Annotated in this window: 17 protein-coding genes; 7 read left to right on the plus strand and 10 right to left on the minus strand. The window is 69.4% G+C overall.

Features of this window, described 5'->3' with window-relative positions; genetic code table 11:
• Positions 1–21: 21 nt before the first annotated feature.
• Positions 22–1,380 (plus strand): plasmid pRiA4b ORF-3 family protein, encoded by a 1,359-nt coding sequence (locus AAFO60_RS09675; RefSeq protein WP_347955975.1) that lies wholly within the window; start codon positions 22–24, stop codon positions 1,378–1,380.
• A 40-nt stretch (positions 1,381–1,420) separates the two neighbouring features.
• Here the strand turns inward: AAFO60_RS09675 and nrdF are convergent, their stop codons facing one another.
• The 5 genes from nrdF to AAFO60_RS09700 all read right to left on the minus strand — a co-directional run bounded on the left by nrdF (position 1,421) and on the right by AAFO60_RS09700 (position 6,536).
• Positions 1,421–2,416 carry a class 1b ribonucleoside-diphosphate reductase subunit beta gene (gene nrdF, locus AAFO60_RS09680; RefSeq protein ID WP_347955976.1) on the minus strand — a complete coding sequence of 332 codons (996 nt, stop codon included), beginning with the start codon at positions 2,414–2,416 and terminating at the stop codon, positions 1,421–1,423.
• 55 nt (positions 2,417–2,471) lie between these two features.
• Entirely contained in the window at positions 2,472–4,706 is a 2,235-nt protein-coding gene (gene nrdE, locus AAFO60_RS09685) for a class 1b ribonucleoside-diphosphate reductase subunit alpha (RefSeq protein ID WP_347955977.1), read from the minus strand.
• Positions 4,707–4,808: 102 nt separating this feature from the next.
• Positions 4,809–5,291: a class Ib ribonucleoside-diphosphate reductase assembly flavoprotein NrdI gene (gene nrdI, locus AAFO60_RS09690; RefSeq protein ID WP_347955978.1), complete on the minus strand. Its 483-nt coding sequence runs from the start codon at positions 5,289–5,291 to the stop codon at positions 4,809–4,811.
• 13 nt (positions 5,292–5,304) lie between these two features.
• Entirely contained in the window at positions 5,305–5,538 is a 234-nt protein-coding gene (gene nrdH, locus AAFO60_RS09695; RefSeq protein WP_347955979.1) for a glutaredoxin-like protein NrdH, read from the minus strand.
• Positions 5,539–5,978: 440 nt separating this feature from the next.
• A complete protein-coding gene (locus AAFO60_RS09700) occupies positions 5,979–6,536 on the minus strand; it encodes an NAD(P)H-dependent oxidoreductase (protein WP_347955980.1) in 558 nt (185 codons plus the stop codon).
• A 163-nt stretch (positions 6,537–6,699) separates the two neighbouring features.
• Between AAFO60_RS09700 and AAFO60_RS09705 the strand changes: the two genes are divergently transcribed.
• Positions 6,700–7,323 carry a TetR/AcrR family transcriptional regulator gene (locus AAFO60_RS09705; RefSeq protein ID WP_347955981.1) on the plus strand — a complete coding sequence of 208 codons (624 nt, stop codon included), beginning with the start codon at positions 6,700–6,702 and terminating at the stop codon, positions 7,321–7,323.
• 25 nt (positions 7,324–7,348) lie between these two features.
• Here AAFO60_RS09705 and eccB read toward each other — a convergent pair whose 3' ends face one another.
• Positions 7,349–8,773, minus strand: coding sequence for a type VII secretion protein EccB (eccB, locus tag AAFO60_RS09710; RefSeq protein WP_347955982.1), 1,425 nt, complete (start codon positions 8,771–8,773; stop codon positions 7,349–7,351).
• Between the two features lie 109 nt (positions 8,774–8,882).
• On the opposite strand from eccB, the gene AAFO60_RS09715 reads away from it, so the two are divergent.
• Positions 8,883–10,298: a type VII secretion protein EccE gene (locus AAFO60_RS09715; protein WP_347955983.1), complete on the plus strand. Its 1,416-nt coding sequence runs from the start codon at positions 8,883–8,885 to the stop codon at positions 10,296–10,298.
• A gap of 35 nt (positions 10,299–10,333) precedes the next feature.
• Here AAFO60_RS09715 and manA read toward each other — a convergent pair whose 3' ends face one another.
• The 3 genes from manA to AAFO60_RS09730 all read right to left on the minus strand — a co-directional run bounded on the left by manA (position 10,334) and on the right by AAFO60_RS09730 (position 13,218).
• Positions 10,334–11,599 (minus strand): mannose-6-phosphate isomerase, class I, encoded by a 1,266-nt coding sequence (gene manA, locus AAFO60_RS09720; RefSeq protein ID WP_347955984.1) that lies wholly within the window; start codon positions 11,597–11,599, stop codon positions 10,334–10,336.
• A complete protein-coding gene (locus AAFO60_RS09725) occupies positions 11,599–12,726 on the minus strand; it encodes a hypothetical protein (protein ID WP_347955985.1) in 1,128 nt (375 codons plus the stop codon). The genes manA and AAFO60_RS09725 overlap by 1 nt, the downstream gene beginning before the upstream one ends.
• Positions 12,727–12,789: 63 nt before the next feature.
• Complete coding sequence (locus tag AAFO60_RS09730) at positions 12,790–13,218, minus strand: DUF3499 domain-containing protein (protein WP_347955986.1); 429 nt, start codon at positions 13,216–13,218, stop codon at positions 12,790–12,792.
• Positions 13,219–13,321: 103 nt separating this feature from the next.
• Here AAFO60_RS09730 and AAFO60_RS09735 point away from each other — a divergent pair, with 103 nt between their 5' ends.
• On the plus strand, positions 13,322–13,831 hold the full coding sequence (locus AAFO60_RS09735; protein ID WP_347955987.1) for a metallopeptidase family protein: 510 nt from the start codon (positions 13,322–13,324) through the stop codon (positions 13,829–13,831).
• 193 nt (positions 13,832–14,024) lie between these two features.
• Here the strand turns inward: AAFO60_RS09735 and AAFO60_RS09740 are convergent, their stop codons facing one another.
• Complete coding sequence (locus AAFO60_RS09740; protein WP_347955988.1) at positions 14,025–14,351, minus strand: WhiB family transcriptional regulator; 327 nt, start codon at positions 14,349–14,351, stop codon at positions 14,025–14,027.
• Between the two features lie 302 nt (positions 14,352–14,653).
• On the opposite strand from AAFO60_RS09740, the gene cofD reads away from it, so the two are divergent.
• Genes cofD through AAFO60_RS09755 form a run of 3 tightly spaced genes read left to right on the plus strand, consistent with a single transcriptional unit; the run spans position 14,654 to position 17,588 of the window.
• Entirely contained in the window at positions 14,654–15,658 is a 1,005-nt protein-coding gene (gene cofD / locus AAFO60_RS09745) for a 2-phospho-L-lactate transferase (RefSeq protein ID WP_347955989.1), read from the plus strand.
• Positions 15,655–17,028 carry a coenzyme F420-0:L-glutamate ligase gene (locus AAFO60_RS09750; RefSeq protein WP_347955990.1) on the plus strand — a complete coding sequence of 458 codons (1,374 nt, stop codon included), beginning with the start codon at positions 15,655–15,657 and terminating at the stop codon, positions 17,026–17,028. The genes cofD and AAFO60_RS09750 overlap by 4 nt, the downstream gene beginning before the upstream one ends.
• A complete protein-coding gene (locus AAFO60_RS09755; RefSeq protein ID WP_347955991.1) occupies positions 17,025–17,588 on the plus strand; it encodes an NUDIX hydrolase in 564 nt (187 codons plus the stop codon). The genes AAFO60_RS09750 and AAFO60_RS09755 overlap by 4 nt, the downstream gene beginning before the upstream one ends.
• The last annotated feature ends 5 nt before the right edge of the window (positions 17,589–17,593 follow it).

A 17,593-nucleotide genomic window follows, 5' to 3' on the forward strand; every position in this document is an offset into this window, starting at 1 on the left:
CCGACGTGATTAGGTAACCGCGTGACGAACTGGAGTTTCGACGACCCGAGCGAGATCGCCCCACCGGCGGTTCGGCCGATTCCGGAATCCACGCGCGGGTTCGTGCTCCGCGTGGAACTGGCGGACACCGACCCGTCGGTGTGGCGTCGGCTGGAGGTCCCCGGCAGCCTCACTCTCCCCGAACTGCATGACGCGATCCAGGCGTCGATGGGGTGGGAGCACAGCCACCTGCATCAGTTCCGCACCGGAAGCGACCGCCGGTCGCCGACGTTCCTCAACGACTTCGCTGTCGGTGAAGGCGAACCAGGGGTTCCCGAGGCCGGGGTCCGACTCGACCAGGTCATCCATGCCGAAGGCGAAACACTGTGGTATGAATACGACTTCGGTGACGGCTGGGATCACACCCTCACCATCGAAGCCGTCCTCGACGAAGCTCCCGCAACGGCCCGCTGCACTGCGGCCGAACGCGCCTGCCCCCCGGAGGACTGCGGCGGGATACCCGGCTACGCAGAGTTTGCCGCGTGGGCCCGCGCCGGATTCGCCGACGACGCCGCGCCGGCCTTCTTCTCGACCCCCGCCGAAGCCCGGGACTGGTTGCCGGACGGGTGGCACCCCGACGCCGTCGACCTCGATGCGATCAACCGCGACCTCACCCGGTGGACGGTCGAGCCGGCCGCCGTCACCGGCGAGTTCGCCGATCTCGCCGCCAGGCTCGGACGCCACCCGCTCAGCGAACTGGGACAGCTCCTGCGCGACCCGGCGTTCGGTGAACCGACGACCGTCAGCGAGGCGGAAGCCGCGCGTCTCACCGAGCAGCACCGGACCTTCCTGGACGTCATCGGCACCGGTGTGCCGCTGACCGCTGCGGGACGGCTCAAACCTGCGGTCGTACGCGAACTCGCCGAACGGCTCGGGATCACCGAATGGTGGATCGGGGCCGCCAATCGCGAAGATCAGACCTTCCCCGTCGCTCGGATGCGGGACACCGTCCGCAGACTCGGACTGGTGTCGGTCCGCAAGGGCGTGCTGGCGCCGACGGTGGCCGCCCGCAAAGCGGCGGACGATCCCGTCGCCCTGCTGCGCCACATCGCTTCGCGGCTACCGCTCGGGACCGACCGATTCGACCGCGAGTCGGGCTGGCTGTCGTTGGTCGTGGTCGGCGCGGGCCGCGAACCGAGTTCCTGGGACGGTACCGTCGTCGAGCTCCTCGCCGATGCTGGCTGGCGGTCCAGCGACCCTCGCCATCCCATGCCGCCGGCGGACAATCCGACTCTCGATGCGCTTCGAATCATGAATGCCGGTCGACAGCGGTGGCAAGAATCGACCACTCTCGCACCGGGGCTGTCGGCCTTCGCCCGCGGCATCGTGATCGACGACTGAGCCGGCCTTGAAATCCAGTCGGCTTAGAAGTCCAGTCGGCTTAGAAGTCCCAATCGTCGTCTTCGGTGTTGACGGCCTTGCCGATGACATACGAGCTGCCCGAACCGGAGAAGAAGTCGTGGTTCTCGTCCGCGTTGGGCGAGAGTGCCGACAGGATGGCCGGGTTCACGTCGGTCTCGTCCTTGGGGAACATCGCCTCGTAGCCCAGGTTCATCAGGGCCTTGTTGGCGTTGTAGCGCAGGAACTTCTTGACGTCCTCGGTGAGGCCGACCTCGTCGTACAGACCCTCGGTGTAGTCGGTCTCGTTGTCGTACAGCTCGAAGAGCAGCTCGAAGGTGTAGTCCTTGAGCTCCTGGCGGCGCTCCGGGGTCTGCACCTCCAGCCCGCGCTGGTACTTGTAGCCGATGTAGTAGCCGTGGACGGCCTCGTCGCGAATGATGAGGCGGATCATGTCTGCGGTGTTGGTCAGCTTGGCTCGCGAAGACCAGTACATCGGCAGGTAGAAGCCCGAGTAGAACAGGAACGACTCCAGCAGCGTCGAGGCCACCTTGCGCTTGAGCGGGTCGTCACCACGGTAGTAGTCCATGATGATCCGAGCCTTGCGCTGCAGGTACTCGTTCTCCTCCGACCAGCGGAAGGCCTCGTCGATCTCCTTGGTGGAGCAGAGCGTGGAGAAGATCTGGCTGTAGCTCTTGGCGTGCACCGACTCCATGAACGCGATGTTGGTCAGCACCGCCTCCTCGTGCGGGGTCAGCGCGTCGGGGATCAGCGAGATGGCGCCGACGGTGCCCTGGATGGTGTCGAGCAGCGTCAGCCCGGTGAAGACCCGCATGGTGAGGGTCTTCTCGTAGTCGGTCAGCGTCCCCCACGACGGGATGTCGTTGGACACCGGAACCTTCTCCGGCAGCCAGAAGTTGCCGGTGAGACGGTCCCAGACCTCGGCGTCCTTATCGTCCTGGACGCGGTTCCAGTTGATGGCCGAAACCCGATCGATCAGCTTGACCGGGGCGCCTTCGGCAGGACTGTTCGGAGTCATCGTCTTTCCTCATTCGATCTTGTTGAAAATGAATCAGGCTGTGCGAGAGGCGATCTCACAACATGCAGCTGACGCAGCCATCCACCTCGGTGCCCTCGAGGGCCATCTGGCGCAGTCGGATGTAGTAGAGCGTCTTGATGCCCTTGCGCCAGGCGTAGATCTGCGCCTTGTTGACGTCGCGGGTCGACGCGGTGTCCTTGAAGAACAGCGTCAGGCTCAGGCCCTGGTCGACGTGCTGGGTGGCCGCCGCGTAGGTGTCGATGATCTTCTCGTAGCCGATCTCGTACGCGTCCTGGTAGTACTCCAGGTTGTCGTTGGTGAGGTACGGCGCCGGGTAGTAGACGCGGCCGATCTTGCCTTCCTTGCGGATCTCGATCTTCGACGCGACCGGGTGGATCGAGCTCGTCGAGTGGTTGATGTAGCTGATCGAGCCGGTCGGCGGGACGGCCTGCAGATTCTGGTTGTAGATGCCGTACTGCTGCACCGAGGCCTTCAGCTCGCGCCAGTCGTCCTGGGTCGGGATGTGGATCCCGCCCTCGGTGAAAAGCTGGCCGTCGGTCTGCGCACCGGCCCGGGCGAAGATCTCGCGGACCTTGGCGGTCGCGGGCTCCCACACCTGGTCGGTGTACTTGTCGAAGAACTCGCCGCTGGCATACGTGCTCTTCTCGAAGCCGGCGAACGCGGCGCCGCGCTCCTTGGCGATCTTGTTCGACGCGCGGATCGCATGGAACAGGACCGTGTAGAAGTAGATGTTCGTGAAGTCGACGCCCTCTTCGCTGCCGTAGAAGATCCGCTCGCGGGCCAGGTAGCCGTGCAGATTCATCTGGCCGAGGCCGATGGCGTGACCTTCGTCGTTGGCGCGCTTGATCGACGGCACCGACTCGATCGACGTCTGGTCGGCGACCGCGGTGAGGCCGCGGATCGCGGTCTCGATGCTCTGCCCGAAGTCGGGCGAGTCCATCGTCTTGGCGATGTTCATCGACCCGAGGTTGCACGAGATGTCGCGACCGACGTGCGAATAGGTGAGATCCTCGTTGAACTCCGACGGCGTCGAGACCTGCAGGATCTCCGAGCACAGGTTGGAGTGGGTGATCTTGCCTTCGATCGGATTCGCCCGATTCACCGTGTCCTCGAACATGATGTACGGGTAGCCCGACTCGAACTGCAGCTCGGCGAGGGTCTGGAAGAACTCGCGCGCCTTGATCTTGGACTTGCGGATCCGCTTGTCCTCGACCATCTCGTGGTACTTCTCCGAGACGCTGACGTCGGCGAAAGGCTTGCCGTAGACGCGCTCCACGTCGTACGGGCTGAACAGGTACATGTCGTCGTTGTTCTTGGCGAGCTCGAAGGTGATGTCGGGGATCACCACGCCCAGCGAGAGGGTCTTGATGCGGATCTTCTCGTCCGCGTTCTCACGCTTGGTGTCCAGGAAGCGGTAGATGTCCGGGTGGTGGGCGTGCAGGTACACCGCGCCGGCACCCTGGCGGGCGCCGAGCTGGTTGGCGTAGCTGAACGAGTCCTCGAGGAGCTTCATGATCGGGATGACGCCCGAGCTCTGGTTCTCGATCTTCTTGATCGGCGCGCCGTGCTCGCGGACGTTGCTCAGCAGGAGCGCGACGCCGCCGCCGCGCTTGGACAGCTGCAGCGCCGAGTTGATCGAGCGACCGATCGACTCCATGTTGTCTTCGATGCGCAGCAGGAAGCAGGAGACGGGCTCGCCGCGCTGCTTCTTGCCCGAGTTCAGGAAGGTCGGGGTGGCCGGCTGGAAGCGGCCGTCCATGATCTCGTCGACCAGGTTCCGCGCCAACGCGGTGTCGCCGGCGGCCAGAGTGAGCGCGACCATGCAGACCCGGTCTTCGAAGCGCTCCAGGTAGCGCTTGCCGTCGAAGGTCTTGAGCGTGTAGCTGGTGTAGTACTTGAACGCGCCCAAAAAGGTCGGGAACCGGAACTTCTTGCTGTACGCGTGGCTGAACAGCAGCTTGACGAACTCGCGGTCGTACTGCTCCAGGACCTCGGGCTCGTAGTAGTTCTCCTTGATCAGGTAGTCGAGCTTCTCGTCCAGATCGTGGAAGAAGACGGTGTTCTGGTTGACGTGCTGCAGAAAGTACTGGCGTGCGGCCTGCCGATCCTTGTCGAACTGGATCTTGCCGTCGGCGTCGTACAGGTTCAGCATCGCGTTGAGCGCATGGAAGTCGAGGTCGCCAGGCTCATGCCCGGCCGGTCCGGCGTGCACCCCCGACTGGCTGGCGGAGACGTTCGATTGACTGACGGACACTGCGGTGGGCGACACTGCTTCTCCCTGGTGAAACGAGGTGATGATACGTACTACTGCTGCTACTGCGCTGCCGACTACTGCTGCGCTGCCGACTGTTGCGGCCACGGCGCGGGCGCCTCAGGCGGCCCGGCCGGTGAAGGCGGTGCTCTGCGCGAACTGCGCGAGCCCGGCTCGCACGCGTTCGACGTCGTCGGTGGTTCCCATCAGCTCGAAGCGATAGAGGAACGGCACCTGACACTTGTGCGAGACGATGTCACCGGCCATGGCGAACTCCGCACCGAAGTTGGTGTTGCCCGCGGCGATGACACCCCGGATCAACGACCGGTTGTGCTCGACATTGAGGAACTTGATCACTTGCTTGGGAACGTAGCCGCCGCCCGCGTGGGCGGTGGCGCTTCCGGCGTCGCTGATCTTGCCGCCGCCGTAGGTGGGGCTGATCAGTACATAGGGCTCATCGACCCGGAACGACGAGGTGCGATCGATGAGCGGGATGCGGACCGCGCGGAGACCGAGCTTCTCGACGAAGCGGTGCGTGTACTCCGACACCGACGAGAAGTAGACGATGAGCGGCGCTCCGCCGGACTCCGAGAGGGCGGCCATCGGGCGCGCCCGGTCAGGCTGCGTGCGCGACGAGCGCCTTGATGCGGTCGGGACGGAAGCCCGACCAGTGCTCGTCGCCGACCACGACGACCGGGGCCTGCAGGTAGCCCAGGGCCATCACGTAGTCACGTGCCTCATCGTCCTGGCTGATGTCGATGACGTCGTACTCCAGACCCATCTTGTCGAGGGCCTTGTAGGTCGCATTGCACTGGACGCAGGCGGGCTTGGTGTAAACGGTGATGGCCATCGATGAACTCCCTTGAGACAGGCGATCTGCGGCGGGTGAAAAAGGACGCTGCTATGACCGGAATTACTGTTTCGCACGGAGGGCGATCGCCTCGCTTTTCGCGTGGCTGCCGTCCGCCCCCCGGACATTCCAAACACTACACCTAGTGGTTGGCGATTTTCCAGACCACAAGAACTTGTGAATAACATTCATGAAACTCCCAGGTCGCGAGCGAGTTGTCCACAGGCCAACCGGCGTGTCCCCCACAGCCCTCGGCGTGTCGCGGAAGCGCCTGCCACCGCCGTCTGGGACCCACCGGAATCGACCCGGCGTCGAAGCCGCGGTGAGCCCCGACACTCACAGTGAACACCCGGGGTCTGACATCGTTCCGCGGACGCCGACGGGGTCGGCCGCGACGATGCGCGGCCGACCCCGTCGGTGCGGTCCGGAGGCCGTGTCGGTCAGACCGCGACGGCCACCTGGGCGGCGAGCACGCGCACGGCGTCGACCACCTGATCGACGACCTCCGGGGTGTTCACACCGGCGTCGCCGAGATCGGCGGTGCCGATCCCGATCTCCACGTCCTCGACCACCGTCGCACCGGCGATGCCGACCGACTTGCGAGTGTCCTCCCGCGACCACACTCCGACGTAGCGACCGAGTGCCGCGCCGATGACACCGGCAGGCTTGCCCGCCAGTGCGCCCGCACCGTACGGCCGCGACAGCCAGTCGACGGCGTTCTTGAGGACGCCCGGAATCGTCCCGTTGTACTCGGGCGTGACCACGAGCACCGCGTCGGCCGACGCGACCTGCGCGCGCACCTCGGCGACCCCCGCGGGGACCGACTCGGGGGTGTCGAGGTCCTCGTTGTAGAACGGGAGGTCGCCGAGACCGTCGACGATCCGGACCGACACGCCCGCGGGTGCGTTCGCGACGGCCAATTCGGCCAGGGCGCGGTTGTGGGATCCGGCGCGCAGGCTGCCGACCAGGACGGCGACGGTGACGGTGTTCTCAGTCATGACGATGCTCTCTGAAGTTCTCTTGCGGGTACCGAAGCACAAACGGACCAGGGTCCGAAACGATTCCCGCGGTCGCCGTGACGTCAGCCACGGTGCCGGGCCCGACCACCGGCACCGCCTTCACGCAGAACCGGGCATCACCGGCATGCTTTAGAGTCAGGACATGCCCACCGACGGTCCCGGCCCCCTCGAACTGCATGTCGCGAATGCGCCTGCGGCGACGCCGGAGCGCGCCGACGCCGCCCGCAATCGTCGCCTGCTGCTGGCGGCCGCGAAATCGCTCATCGACAGCCAAGGCGCGGCGGCGGTCACGATGGAAGCCGTCGCACGCGCCGCCGGTGTCGGAAAGGGCACCGTGTTCCGGCGCTTCGGCAACCGGACCGGCCTGATGCTCGCCCTGCTCGATCACTCGGAGTCCGATCTGCAGCAGGCCTTCCTGTCCGGCCCCGAACCGCTCGGCCCGGGCGCCCCGCCGCTCGATCGGCTCATCGCCTACGGGCGCGCGCGACTCAAGATGACCGTCGACCACCTCGACATCCTGCTCGAAGCCGCCGCCGACCAGCACGATCAACTGTCGCACCCGGTGTGGGCGATGTCGCTGATGCACGTGCGGATGCTGCTGGCCGAGATGGGCTACACCGGCCGCCTGGAGGTCGTCACGCACGCCATCCACGCCCCGCTGATGGCTCCGACGGTGCGGCACCTCCTCGACGTCGTCGGGCTGACGCCGGCACAGATCGCCGACGACTGGGAGTCCTTGATCCGCCGCGTGGCCGCGGGCGGCTGAGCCGGCGTCGGTGTCCCGGGCCCGGTCACCGATTCCCCGGTTCGGGTCCGGCGACGAGCGCATCGCGGGTCGACGCCGCGGCCTCTCGGCTGAGTTCGGTTCCGGCGGGCAGCAGCGCGATCATCGGCCAGGGTGCACGCACCGGCCGCCCCAGCCCGAGGACCGCGCCCGTGTCGGCGCCGGCCAGTTGGTAGCGCACCCCCGCGTCGCTGATGTAGAAGGCCGCACCCGCGCGGCTCGAATCCGGCTCGATCCCGGTGAGGACCACGTGCTCCCCGGTCCGCGGTCGCAGGTACACCTGATCGAGGCCGGGGCCCAGGCCGTCGGCCGACGCCAGGGTCACCGCCCGAGCCCCGTCGGGCAGCGGCAGTTGCGGCGCCGTCACCAGGGTCGAGGTCGCGGGCCGGCCCTCGGCCCGGTGCGACCAGCGATGGCAGACGACGGGCGCCGGCCGGTCCGACAGGCGAGGCACCGCCTGCGGGAAGTCGCCGAGGGGCACCTGCGTCCGCGCCGGGACGGCGGCCAGCGCGGCGGCAGAGACCCGGCGCACCCGGGGCGGCGCCGTCGAGTCCACCAGGTGCATCGTCTCCGCGGCCGGGCCCGACAGCGGCTGCACACCGTCGGCGAGCACCAGATGGAAACGGTCGACGCCGTCGACGCCCGCCGAGGCGATCACCGCGCCGATCGGGAGCCCGAGCGCCCCCGGCGCGCCTCGCCCGGCGACCTCGGGCACCCGGAGGTCCGGTCGTGCCGGGAGTGAGTTCAGCAACCCCGCCGACACCGACCGCGCGACGGCGTCGTCGATGGCCAGGGCCCGCAGGAGCTCGATCCGCGACCGGTCCACCCGCGCGCGGACCGGGGTGCCGCCACCCGGGCCGGGCGCCGGATAGATCAGCCACTGCACGCCCGAGTGCTCGACGAGCATGGTCGCCCGCTCCCCCGTCCCGTCGCCACCGGTCCCCAGGTCGCCGGCGACCACGGCGGTCCCGTCCGGGCCGTCGCACACCGACCACACCGACCGTCCCGGAGCGCCGGGTCCGGCGAGCGAGTCCGGCGCTCCCGGGATGCCGACCGCCGCACCCCGCGGGTAGGCGGCCAGCGACCGATCCGCCGCCCGCCGCACCGGGGCCGCCGTGCCCAGGATCAACCGCGCGGACGCCACATTCGGAACCGGATGCATCACCTCGTCGAGCAGCACGTACAGCCCGCCGTCGTCGGCCGCCACGATCTGCGCGTCGCGCACGCTCGGCTGCGGCCGGATGAACCCGTAGACGCCCGCGCCGGCGACTGCCAGCACCGCGACCACCACCCCGGCGATCAGCGATCGGAACTGCGTTCGCATCGGATCATGGACCATGCCGACATCGCGGCGAACGAGCGCGTGCTCGGCTCGCGCCACACCGAACCGGTAGCCGCTGACATGGGCGCGCGTAGTGAGATGGCGTGACATCAATCCCCCCGATCGATTCCCCGGTAGCAGATTAGCCGCGAACCGCCCCCGTTCCGGAGTCCTTTGCACAAGTATGTTTCTCGACGAGTTCGCATCCGGGGGGAGCACGATGAGGTCGAGCACGAGGTCACGGCGCGCGATCGCGCCGCCGTCGGCGCCCTTCGAGGTGCCGTGCGACGGCGGCCTCACCGGGCTCACCCGCGACGGCGAGGTCTTGATCGGGGTGCTCGCGGTCGCGGCGCCACCGGCCGCACCGGTGGTCGCAGGCGTCGCCGCGGTGCCCGACGCCGCGCTCCTGCCCGCGGTGTCGGCCGCGTTGTCGGCGCGCGATGCCGCCCCGCAGTCGATCGACGTGGTCAGCCACACGATGAGCCGCTGGCCCGACGGACCGGCCGGACACGCCTATCGGGGGCTGCTCGGCGGGCTGTCGATCGCCGCCCATCGCAGCGTGCACCTCGTCGTCCGGGTACGCCCGAGCGACTTCCCCGACGCGGTGCGTCTGCGCGGCGGCCCGGGCGCCGGCAGCGTCCGGACGACGCTGTGGTGTCTGCGCCGACTCCAAGCGCACCTCACCGAGGCGGGCGTGCGCAGCCGTCCCCTGGCGGCCGCCGAGATCATCGACCTGGCGGCCTCGCTCACCGAGGGCGTCCCCGTGAGCGCTGCCGACCTCGGGCCGACCGGGCTGCGGCACAACGGCTTTCCCCTCACCGTCTATCGGTGGACCGGCACGACTGCGCAGGCTCTGTCGGCGCTACTGGCGATGCCGACGGCCGTCGACTCGGTGTCGACGACGCTCACCGTCCGGCTGGCCGCCACCGCCGACGGCCCGCGGTTGTCGGTGACGGTCCGCGACAACGGCGGTCCGGTGCGCGACCGCGCCGCCGACCACGGAATCGCACTGATCACCGACCGTCCCCGGTCGGCGGCGGCGCTCGGTCTGCCCGTCCCGGCGCCGCCGGAGCCCGCCGGGCGCGGCGCGTCGATCACCGCGCCGCAGCGACTCACGCCGACGCAGACCGCCGCGATCGTCGCCGCGACGACCGTGCCCCTGGCGGGCGACGGCCAGTTGATCGGCGCCGCAGACTCCGGGGCGCCGGTGACCCTGCGGATGGCCGGTCCCGGCGTGACCCACAGCCATGTGGTGGGCGACGACCTGCTCGCGCGGCAGACCGTCGTCCGGTTGGCGGCGCTCGGTGTCACGGTCGCGGTGGCGTCGGACCGCCCGCGGTACTGGGAGCAGTTGGGTGCCACGATCGGCGGCGGTCTGATCCGGATCGCCGGAACCGACCCGACCGCGCGCGCCGTCTTCGATGAGACCCGCGGCGGCGTCCGCCAGGCACCGCCGGGATCGACGCTGATCCGCAGACACTCGACCGCCGACGCCGACCCCGACGACGGGGCACCGACGATCCGGGCCCAGCAGGTCCCCGGCCTGGTCGAGGCAGCCGGCGGTGGCATCCGGGTGCCGGTGCGGGTGGTGTCGACGGCCGCCGAACGCAGCCTCGTCGACGCCGTCGAGACGTAGTGTCCTGATGCCCGCCTCGCCAGACCCGTCGGCCGCTACGGTGCCTGCTGGATGCCCGGGACCAGGGCGCGGAAGAAGACCGCATTCGACGAGATCGCCCGCACCACCACGTCCGGGTCGGCGTCCGACAGCCAGACCGCATCGCCCGGCCCCGCCTTGAGCAGGTCGGCGGCGGCGCCGGCGGCCCCGGCCCGCTCGACGGCGATCCGCCCGGACATGACCGCGAGGACCTGGGGTCCGGGCATGTCGAAGCTGATCGACTGCGCCGCGTGCAACCCGGTGCCGTCGAGTTCGACGCGCGAGAGCCGGAACTCGGCGGCCGGGGTCACGTAGATGCGCTCGGCGCCGAGGCCGCGTACCTCGGGCATCAGCTGCGCCATGGAGACCGGCCGGAAGTCCAGGACCCGCAGCAGTTCCGGCACGTCGATGTGCTTGGGCGTCAGCCCGCCGCGAAGCACGTTGTCGGAGTTGGCCATCAGCTCCACCGCCATGCCGTGCAGATAGGCGTGCAGGTTGCCCGCCGACAGGTAGACGCCCTCTCCCGGCTGCAGTCGGATCCGGTTCAGCAGCAGCGACGCCAGCACCCCGGGATCGCCCGGGTAGGCCTCCCCCAGCTCGAGCAGCGACCGCAACTCGAGGGTGAACCGACTGTCGCCGCCGGCGAGCACCCGGACCGCGCCCTCGAGGACCTCGGGCACCAGCGTTCCGATCACCGACTCCGGCAGAGTCAGCCACGTGGTGAAGACGGCCCGCAACCCGGTCTCGTCGGGCTGCTCGATCAGCATTTCCAGGTAGGGGTCCAAGCTCGGGACCGCGAGCTGGTCGAGCAGTTCGACGGTCACGAGCGGATCGCGGAATCCGGTCAGGGCGTCGAACTCGGTCAGCGCCACCACCAGTTCGGGCTTGTGCGACGGGTCCCGATAGTTTCGATCGGCCGCGTCCCACGGCAGACCCGCGGCGTTCTCCCGCTCGAAACCGGCGATCGCCTGCTCCAGGCTCGGATGCGCCTGCAGCGACAGCGGTTCCTGCGCGGCGAGGATCTTCAGCAGGTACGGCAGCCGGGGACCGAACCGGTCGATGGTCGCCGCCCCCAACTCGCCGACGGGATCGCCCTCGATGGCTTCCAACAGGTCTGCGGGACCGTCGATCTCGCCGCAGATGCGGGCCGGGGACGCCGGATGGGCGCCGAACCACAGTTCCGCCTCGGGGTGGGCAGAGGGACTCGGTGTGCCGCGCAACTCGGCGAGTGCGGTACGCGACCCCCACGCGTACGGCCGCACCACTCCAGCCAGCAGCTTCATCAGTCCGCTTCTCCCATCAATCGAACAAACACCGCCGCCAGCTCCGCGCGGAGTGCCAGAACCAAGTACGCCGCGAGGTCCGCGGGCCCGTCCGAGTGTGCGTCACCGAGATCGACGACCGGCGCCCGCCCCCCGAGATCCGGGCCCGAATCACTTTCCGCGGGTTGTTCGGAGACGACGTCGATGTCGCCGAAAGCGCTCACGCGGCGCTCGACGTACCAGCGGCGCGCCGCCGTCGTGAGAACGATTCCGCGCACGCCCGCGCCCCGCGGACTGTCGAACTCGGGATCGTAGAAGAGGTCCTCGCCGGCCTGCCGCGACGCTCCGCTCTCGCTGAGCCGACGGACCAGCGTCGTCTCCGATCCCGCGTGCGAGACCGCACCGCCGACGCCGAACAGCGCCGCGCCGGCATGGGCGGCGACGACCGCCGCGCCGGGGGTGTCACCGGCCCAGGAGACCGACCGGTCGACCGCGCGCAAAGCCAACAGCTTGGCCTGGTTGTGAAAGCTCTCCTGCGCGGGATGATCGGCTGCGGCCTCCTCGTCGAGTAGGTCGGCCAGCCCGGCCAGGTCGGGCGGCGCCGGCGTCATCCGCACCGCGGTCAGACCGACGCACACCGCGATGAGCGCCGCGGTGAGACGACAGAACCCGAACCGGGCGTCCACCGACAGGCGCGGCGCCAGATCGATGATCGGCTGTTCGGCGATGGCCTCCCGCAGGGGACCTTCGATGGGGGCCGCGATCACCACCTCGGCGCGCCTGCGCAGCGACCGCATCGCGGCGTCGGCCAGCGCCGGGTCGCCCGCGTCGTCGCCGACGACCACGACCACGTCGAGGGGGCCGATCCAGCCGGGCAGCGCGGGCCCGGCCACCACGGGGACGTCGATGCGGGCGGCGACCGTCGCGATCACCAGATCGGCGGCGCGCCGGGCGACGGTCGAGGATCCGGTGACGATGACGAGCGCGCGCGGACGCAGATCGGCCAGTGCGTCGAGCACGCCCTCCGACTGCGCCTGCGAGACGGCGCGGACCCCGGCCCCGGCCATCGCGGCAGCACGCAGCAGGCCGTCGCGGTCGGCGTCGAGCAGACCTTCGACGTCGTCGAGGTCAGTAGTCATCGCGGACATGAACCACAGCCTAGTGGCCGAGCCGCACGAAAGGGCTCCGAGCGCAATTGCCGTCGCAGACCGTCAGTCGACCGGATCCGGCAGCACCCGCAGGTGGCCGCGACGGCCCGGGCGCGGCGTCACCGCAGGCGTCGCCGCGGTCCGCGGCGTGGCACGATGACGGCCGCGCGACCGATCGTCGAAGTCCGGCCGCGGCCGGAAGCCGACCCGGGGAGCCCCGCCGGCGCCGCCGGCCTCGCGGACCGCCTCGGCCAGCGCCGTCAGTTCCTGGTCCTCGGCCTGCTGTGCGAAACCTCGTTCGCTGCGCAGCATCTCCCATCCGACGGGGACGGTGATCCGGTCCGCATGTTGCGAACACAGATCCCACGAATGGGGTTCGTCTGCGGTCGACAGCGGACCGATCACGGCGGTCGACTCTGCGTAGACGAACGTCAGAGTCGCCACGGCGATGCGCGAACAACCGGGCCTGCAGCACTGACGAGGGACACTCACGCCGCTCAGCCTATCGCCTCCGCGCGCACACCGGACAATCGACACGCGCAGGTCGGCCGCACCCGCACTGCCGCATGTCAGCCCCCTGCCATAAAGTGGCGTCATGGCCTACCGACTGGCGCCCGTGCAGTCCGGGCATGAACTGCTCAAACCTCCGGTCCGTCGCCTGCGGGATCGACGCGGACGCGGTCTGCGCGGGCCGACGATCCCCGCGGCCCTGCCCGCGCATCGCACCCGCTCCGACCGCTTCGATGCGGCAGCCGTCGAGGCGTTCAGCGAGATCGACGCTCAGTGGCACGACCATCTGTCCGACCTCGACGTCGCCGTCGACGACATTCCGCGGATGCTGCCGCGCACCGACGAACCGATTCAGTGGCCCGAGGAGGTGACCGCCGACGGTCTGGTGCCGCTGGCGCGGCTCATCCCGGCGGGCGTCGACATCACGGGCCGGCCCACGCGGGCGCAGATCATCCTGTTCCGTCGTCCGCTGGAACTGCGCGCGCACGACGACGAAGAACTCCCCGAGATCCTCCGCGAGGTGCTGATCGAACAGGTGGCGACCTACCTCGGCGTCGACGAGAAGACGATCGAGGACGGGCCCGAGTCCGACTGAGGGATCGGTCCACCGCAGCGGGCGATCATCGGGCAGTCTCCGCAGCGGCCCCTGCCCCAAGACTTCTGCCCCCAAGTTCTTCGATCCCACGACTTCGCCCCCTCAACGGCCTCGACCCCTCAACACTGCCGGAGAGCACTCCGGATGCGTGAGGGGTCGAAATGAGGCGGTGAACGCGGTCAGCCGATCGAACTCAGACGATGCCGCGCTTCAGTCGACGACGTTCTCGCTCGGACAATCCTCCCCAGATCCCGAACCGCTCGTCGTTGTGGAGTGCGTACTCCAGGCATTCGGCCTTGACCTCGCAGCCCTGGCAGATGCGCTTGGCCTCGCGTGTGGAGCCACCCTTCTCCGGAAAGAATGCCTCCGGGTCGGTCTGAGCGCAGAGTGCACGATCCTGCCACTCTTCTTCCTCGACCGGGTCGAACAATCCCTCGAACTCATCGTGAACCACCGACAGATGGCGACCCCCGAAGGGTTGACCGTTCAGGTCAGCACCATCGCCCGCATCAAAAGTCATCCGGCACCTCCCAGCTCGCAGACTTCTCACTGATTCCCCCACAGCCAGAGTCATTTCCCCCTTGGCTGCGCGCGTCTGAACTGAATCGACGCGCCCGTACGGCCCGATCAGAATTCAAATGACACGCTTGTGATTAGACACGGCCCGCCCCGGTGCGGTCAAGCGGAAAGCGAAGATTCATTCCTACCATCGCCGGGAGCAGATTCGACGGCGACGCGCCGAAGAACGCCCATAATCGGCGTGTCGTCCCAACGTCCGACCGCCGCGTGAAGCCACCGAGCGAGATCACTACAGTGGGTCCCGTGAAGGTGACGGTACTCGTAGGCGGCGTCGGCGGCGCCCGTTTTCTACTCGGAGCACGTGAACTGTTCGGGCGCACGGCATTTCCGCAACTCGCCGAGGATCCCGAGACACCGCACGCGGTGACCGCCGTGGTCAACGTCGGCGATGACGCCTGGATGCACGGGGTTCGGATCTGCCCCGACCTGGACACCTGCATGTACACCCTCGGCGGCGGGATCGATCCCGAACGCGGCTGGGGCCACCGCAACGAGACGTGGAACGCCAAGGAGGAACTGGCCGCCTACGGGGCCGACCCGGACTGGTTCGGGCTCGGCGACCGCGATCTGGCCACCCACCTGATCCGCACCCAGATGTTGGAGGCCGGCTACCCGCTGTCGGATGTCACCGCCGCCCTGTGCCGCCGCTGGCAGCCCGGCGTCCGCCTGCTCCCGGCCAGCGATCAGCGCCACGAGACGCACGTGGTCATCGACAAGCCCGACGGGCAGGACGGTGAGCGCGTCGCCATCCACTTCCAGGAGTGGTGGGTGCGGTACCGGGCACACGTCCCCACGCACGGCTTCGCTCAGGTCGGCCTCGACGAGGTGAAGCCGGCACCGGGCGTGCTGGAGGCGATCGCGGACGCCGACGTCGTCCTGCTGGCGCCGAGCAATCCGGTGGTCAGCATCGGCGCCATCACCTCGGTGGCCGGCATTCGCGGAGCGCTGCGCACCACGTCGGCCCCGGTCGTCGGCATCAGCCCGGTGATCGCCGACAAGCCGCTGCGCGGAATGGCCGACGAATGCCTGTCGGTGATCGGCGTCGAGAGCTCCGCCCAGGGGATCGCCGCGCACTACGGCGCGCGCAGCGGCAACGGCATCCTCGACGGCTGGCTTATCGCCGAAGGCGACCGCGCCGAGGTCGACGGGATCGCGATCGGTACTGCTCCCCTGCTGATGACCGACCCCGCGGCGACCGCCGACATGATCCGCGCGGCCTGCGACCTGGTCCGGGTGAGCACACCGTGACCGGCCCCGGAGCAACCGAGTCGACACGACCGGCCGATCACCGCGCCCCGCGCGGCCTGGCGATCCTGCCGGTGACCGGGCTCGGCGAGTTCGGCCCCGACAGCGATCTGGCGGCCGAGATCGTGGCGGCCGCACCGTGGATCGTCGACGGTGACGTGCTGGTGGTCACCAGCAAGGTCTTCTCCAAGACCGAGGGCCGGATGGTCGCCGCACCCACCGATCCCGACCAGCGGGATGCCTTCCGCCGCAAGCTGATCGACGAGGAGACCGTCCGGATCGTCGCCAAGCGCAACCGGACGCTGATCACCGCCAACCGCAACGGGCTGGTGCAGGCGGCGGCCGGCGTCGACGGGTCGAACGTCCGTACCGACCAGATCGCGCTGCTGCCCCTCGACCCCGATGCGAGCGCCGCGGGCCTGCGCGCCCGGCTGGCCGCCGACTTCGACAGGCGGGTGGCGGTGATCGTCACCGACACGATGGGTCGGGCGTGGCGGACCGGTCAGACCGACGTCGCGATCGGCGCGTCGGGCATCGCCGTGAGCCACGGCTACGACGGCGTCGACGACGGCTACGGCAACACCCTGATGGTCACCGACATCGCGATCGCCGACGAACTCGCCGCCGCTGCCGATCTGGTGAAGGGCAAGCTCGACGGCGTCCCGGTGGCTGTGGTGCGCGGCATGGAACCGCGCGACGACGGCAGCACCGCCCGCGACCTGGTGCGCGACCTGGACGACGACATGTTCCGGCTGGGCGTCGAGGAGGCCCTGGACCTCGGCAGGCGGCAGGCCCTGCTCACTCGCCGGTCGGTGCGGCGGTTCGCACCCGGCGCGGTGCCCGGCGACGTGATGCACGCGGCGTTCGCCGAGGCGCTCACCGCCCCCGCGCCGCATCACACCCACCCCGTCCGCTTCCTGTGGCTGCGGGATCCGGCGCGACGACGACGGCTGCTCGAGGCGATGGGCCGTTCCTGGCACGACGACCTGGCCGCCGACGGCAAGACCCCCGAGTCGATCGCCAAGCGCATCGGACGCGGACAGATCCTGTACGACGCACCCGAGCTCGTCGTCCCGGTGATGACCGGGGAGGGCATGCACGAGTATCCCGACGCGCGTCGCAACACCTGCGAGAACACCATGTTCACGGTCGCGGGCGGAGCGGCCGTCGCCGGCCTGCTGGTGGCGCTGTCGGTCCGCGGCGTCGGCAGCTGCTGGGTCGGGTCGACGATCTTCGCCGCCGACACGGTGTGCCGGGAACTGGAGTTGCCCGCGCAGTGGCAGCCGCTGGGCGCCGTCGCCGTCGGCTATCCGGCCGAATCCGCGGGCTTGCGGGAGGCCGCCGACACCACCGGGCTGGTGATCGAGCTGTGAGCACCCTGCACGCCTCGGCGGTCGCCGCACTGACCGACTGGACCGCGCCCGACCCGCACCAGGACTCCCTGCGCCACGCCTACCTCGCGTTCCTGGCCGCCGCACCAGACGGATGCCGCCGCGAATCGGCCGCAGGCCATCTCACGGCCTCGGTCATCGTCTTCGACCCGACGCTGTCGCACGTGCTGCTGACGCTGCATCCGCGCGTGGGCAAGTGGGTGCAGTTGGGCGGTCACTGCGAACCGGCCGACCGGTCGCTGGCCGACGCGGCCCGCCGCGAGGGACTGGAGGAGTCGGGGCTGGCGTCGCTGCGCCTGTCGGCGGCGCCCGTGCAGCTGCACACGCATCCGATCACCTGCTCGCTGGGCGTGCCGACCCGTCACCTCGACGTGCGGTTCGCGGCCGTCGCCGACGCCACGGCCGACGGGTCGCTGCCCGCGATCGTGCGCAGCGACGAGTCGGTGGATCTGGCGTGGTGGCCGATCGACGACCTGCCTGCCGACGTGGACGCCGAGTCCATTCCCGAGCTCGTCGGGCTCGGAGCCGCCGCGCTGCGTTAGCCGAG

The organism is Gordonia aichiensis (assembly GCF_039946255.1).
In the GTDB taxonomy this organism is placed as follows: domain Bacteria; phylum Actinomycetota; class Actinomycetes; order Mycobacteriales; family Mycobacteriaceae; genus Gordonia; species Gordonia aichiensis_A.

Excerpts from the sequence above, each read along its gene's own strand:
- nrdH (WP_347955979.1), bottom strand. The coding sequence starts at position 5,538 with ATGGCCATCACCGTTTACACCAAGCCCGCCTGCGTCCAGTGCAATGCG.
- AAFO60_RS09705 (WP_347955981.1), top strand. The coding sequence starts at position 6,700 with ATGCCCACCGACGGTCCCGGCCCCCTCGAACTGCATGTCGCGAATGCG.
- AAFO60_RS09700 (WP_347955980.1), bottom strand. The coding sequence starts at position 6,536 with ATGACTGAGAACACCGTCACCGTCGCCGTCCTGGTCGGCAGCCTGCGC.
- nrdF (WP_347955976.1), bottom strand. The coding sequence starts at position 2,416 with ATGACTCCGAACAGTCCTGCCGAAGGCGCCCCGGTCAAGCTGATCGAT.
- nrdI (WP_347955978.1), bottom strand. The coding sequence starts at position 5,291 with ATGGCCGCCCTCTCGGAGTCCGGCGGAGCGCCGCTCATCGTCTACTTC.
- eccB (WP_347955982.1), bottom strand. The coding sequence starts at position 8,773 with ATGTCACGCCATCTCACTACGCGCGCCCATGTCAGCGGCTACCGGTTC.
- manA (WP_347955984.1), bottom strand. The coding sequence starts at position 11,599 with ATGAAGCTGCTGGCTGGAGTGGTGCGGCCGTACGCGTGGGGGTCGCGT.
- AAFO60_RS09740 (WP_347955988.1), bottom strand. The coding sequence starts at position 14,351 with ATGACTTTTGATGCGGGCGATGGTGCTGACCTGAACGGTCAACCCTTC.
- AAFO60_RS09735 (WP_347955987.1), top strand. The coding sequence starts at position 13,322 with ATGGCCTACCGACTGGCGCCCGTGCAGTCCGGGCATGAACTGCTCAAA.
- AAFO60_RS09725 (WP_347955985.1), bottom strand. The coding sequence starts at position 12,726 with ATGTCCGCGATGACTACTGACCTCGACGACGTCGAAGGTCTGCTCGAC.
- AAFO60_RS09715 (WP_347955983.1), top strand. The coding sequence starts at position 8,883 with ATGAGGTCGAGCACGAGGTCACGGCGCGCGATCGCGCCGCCGTCGGCG.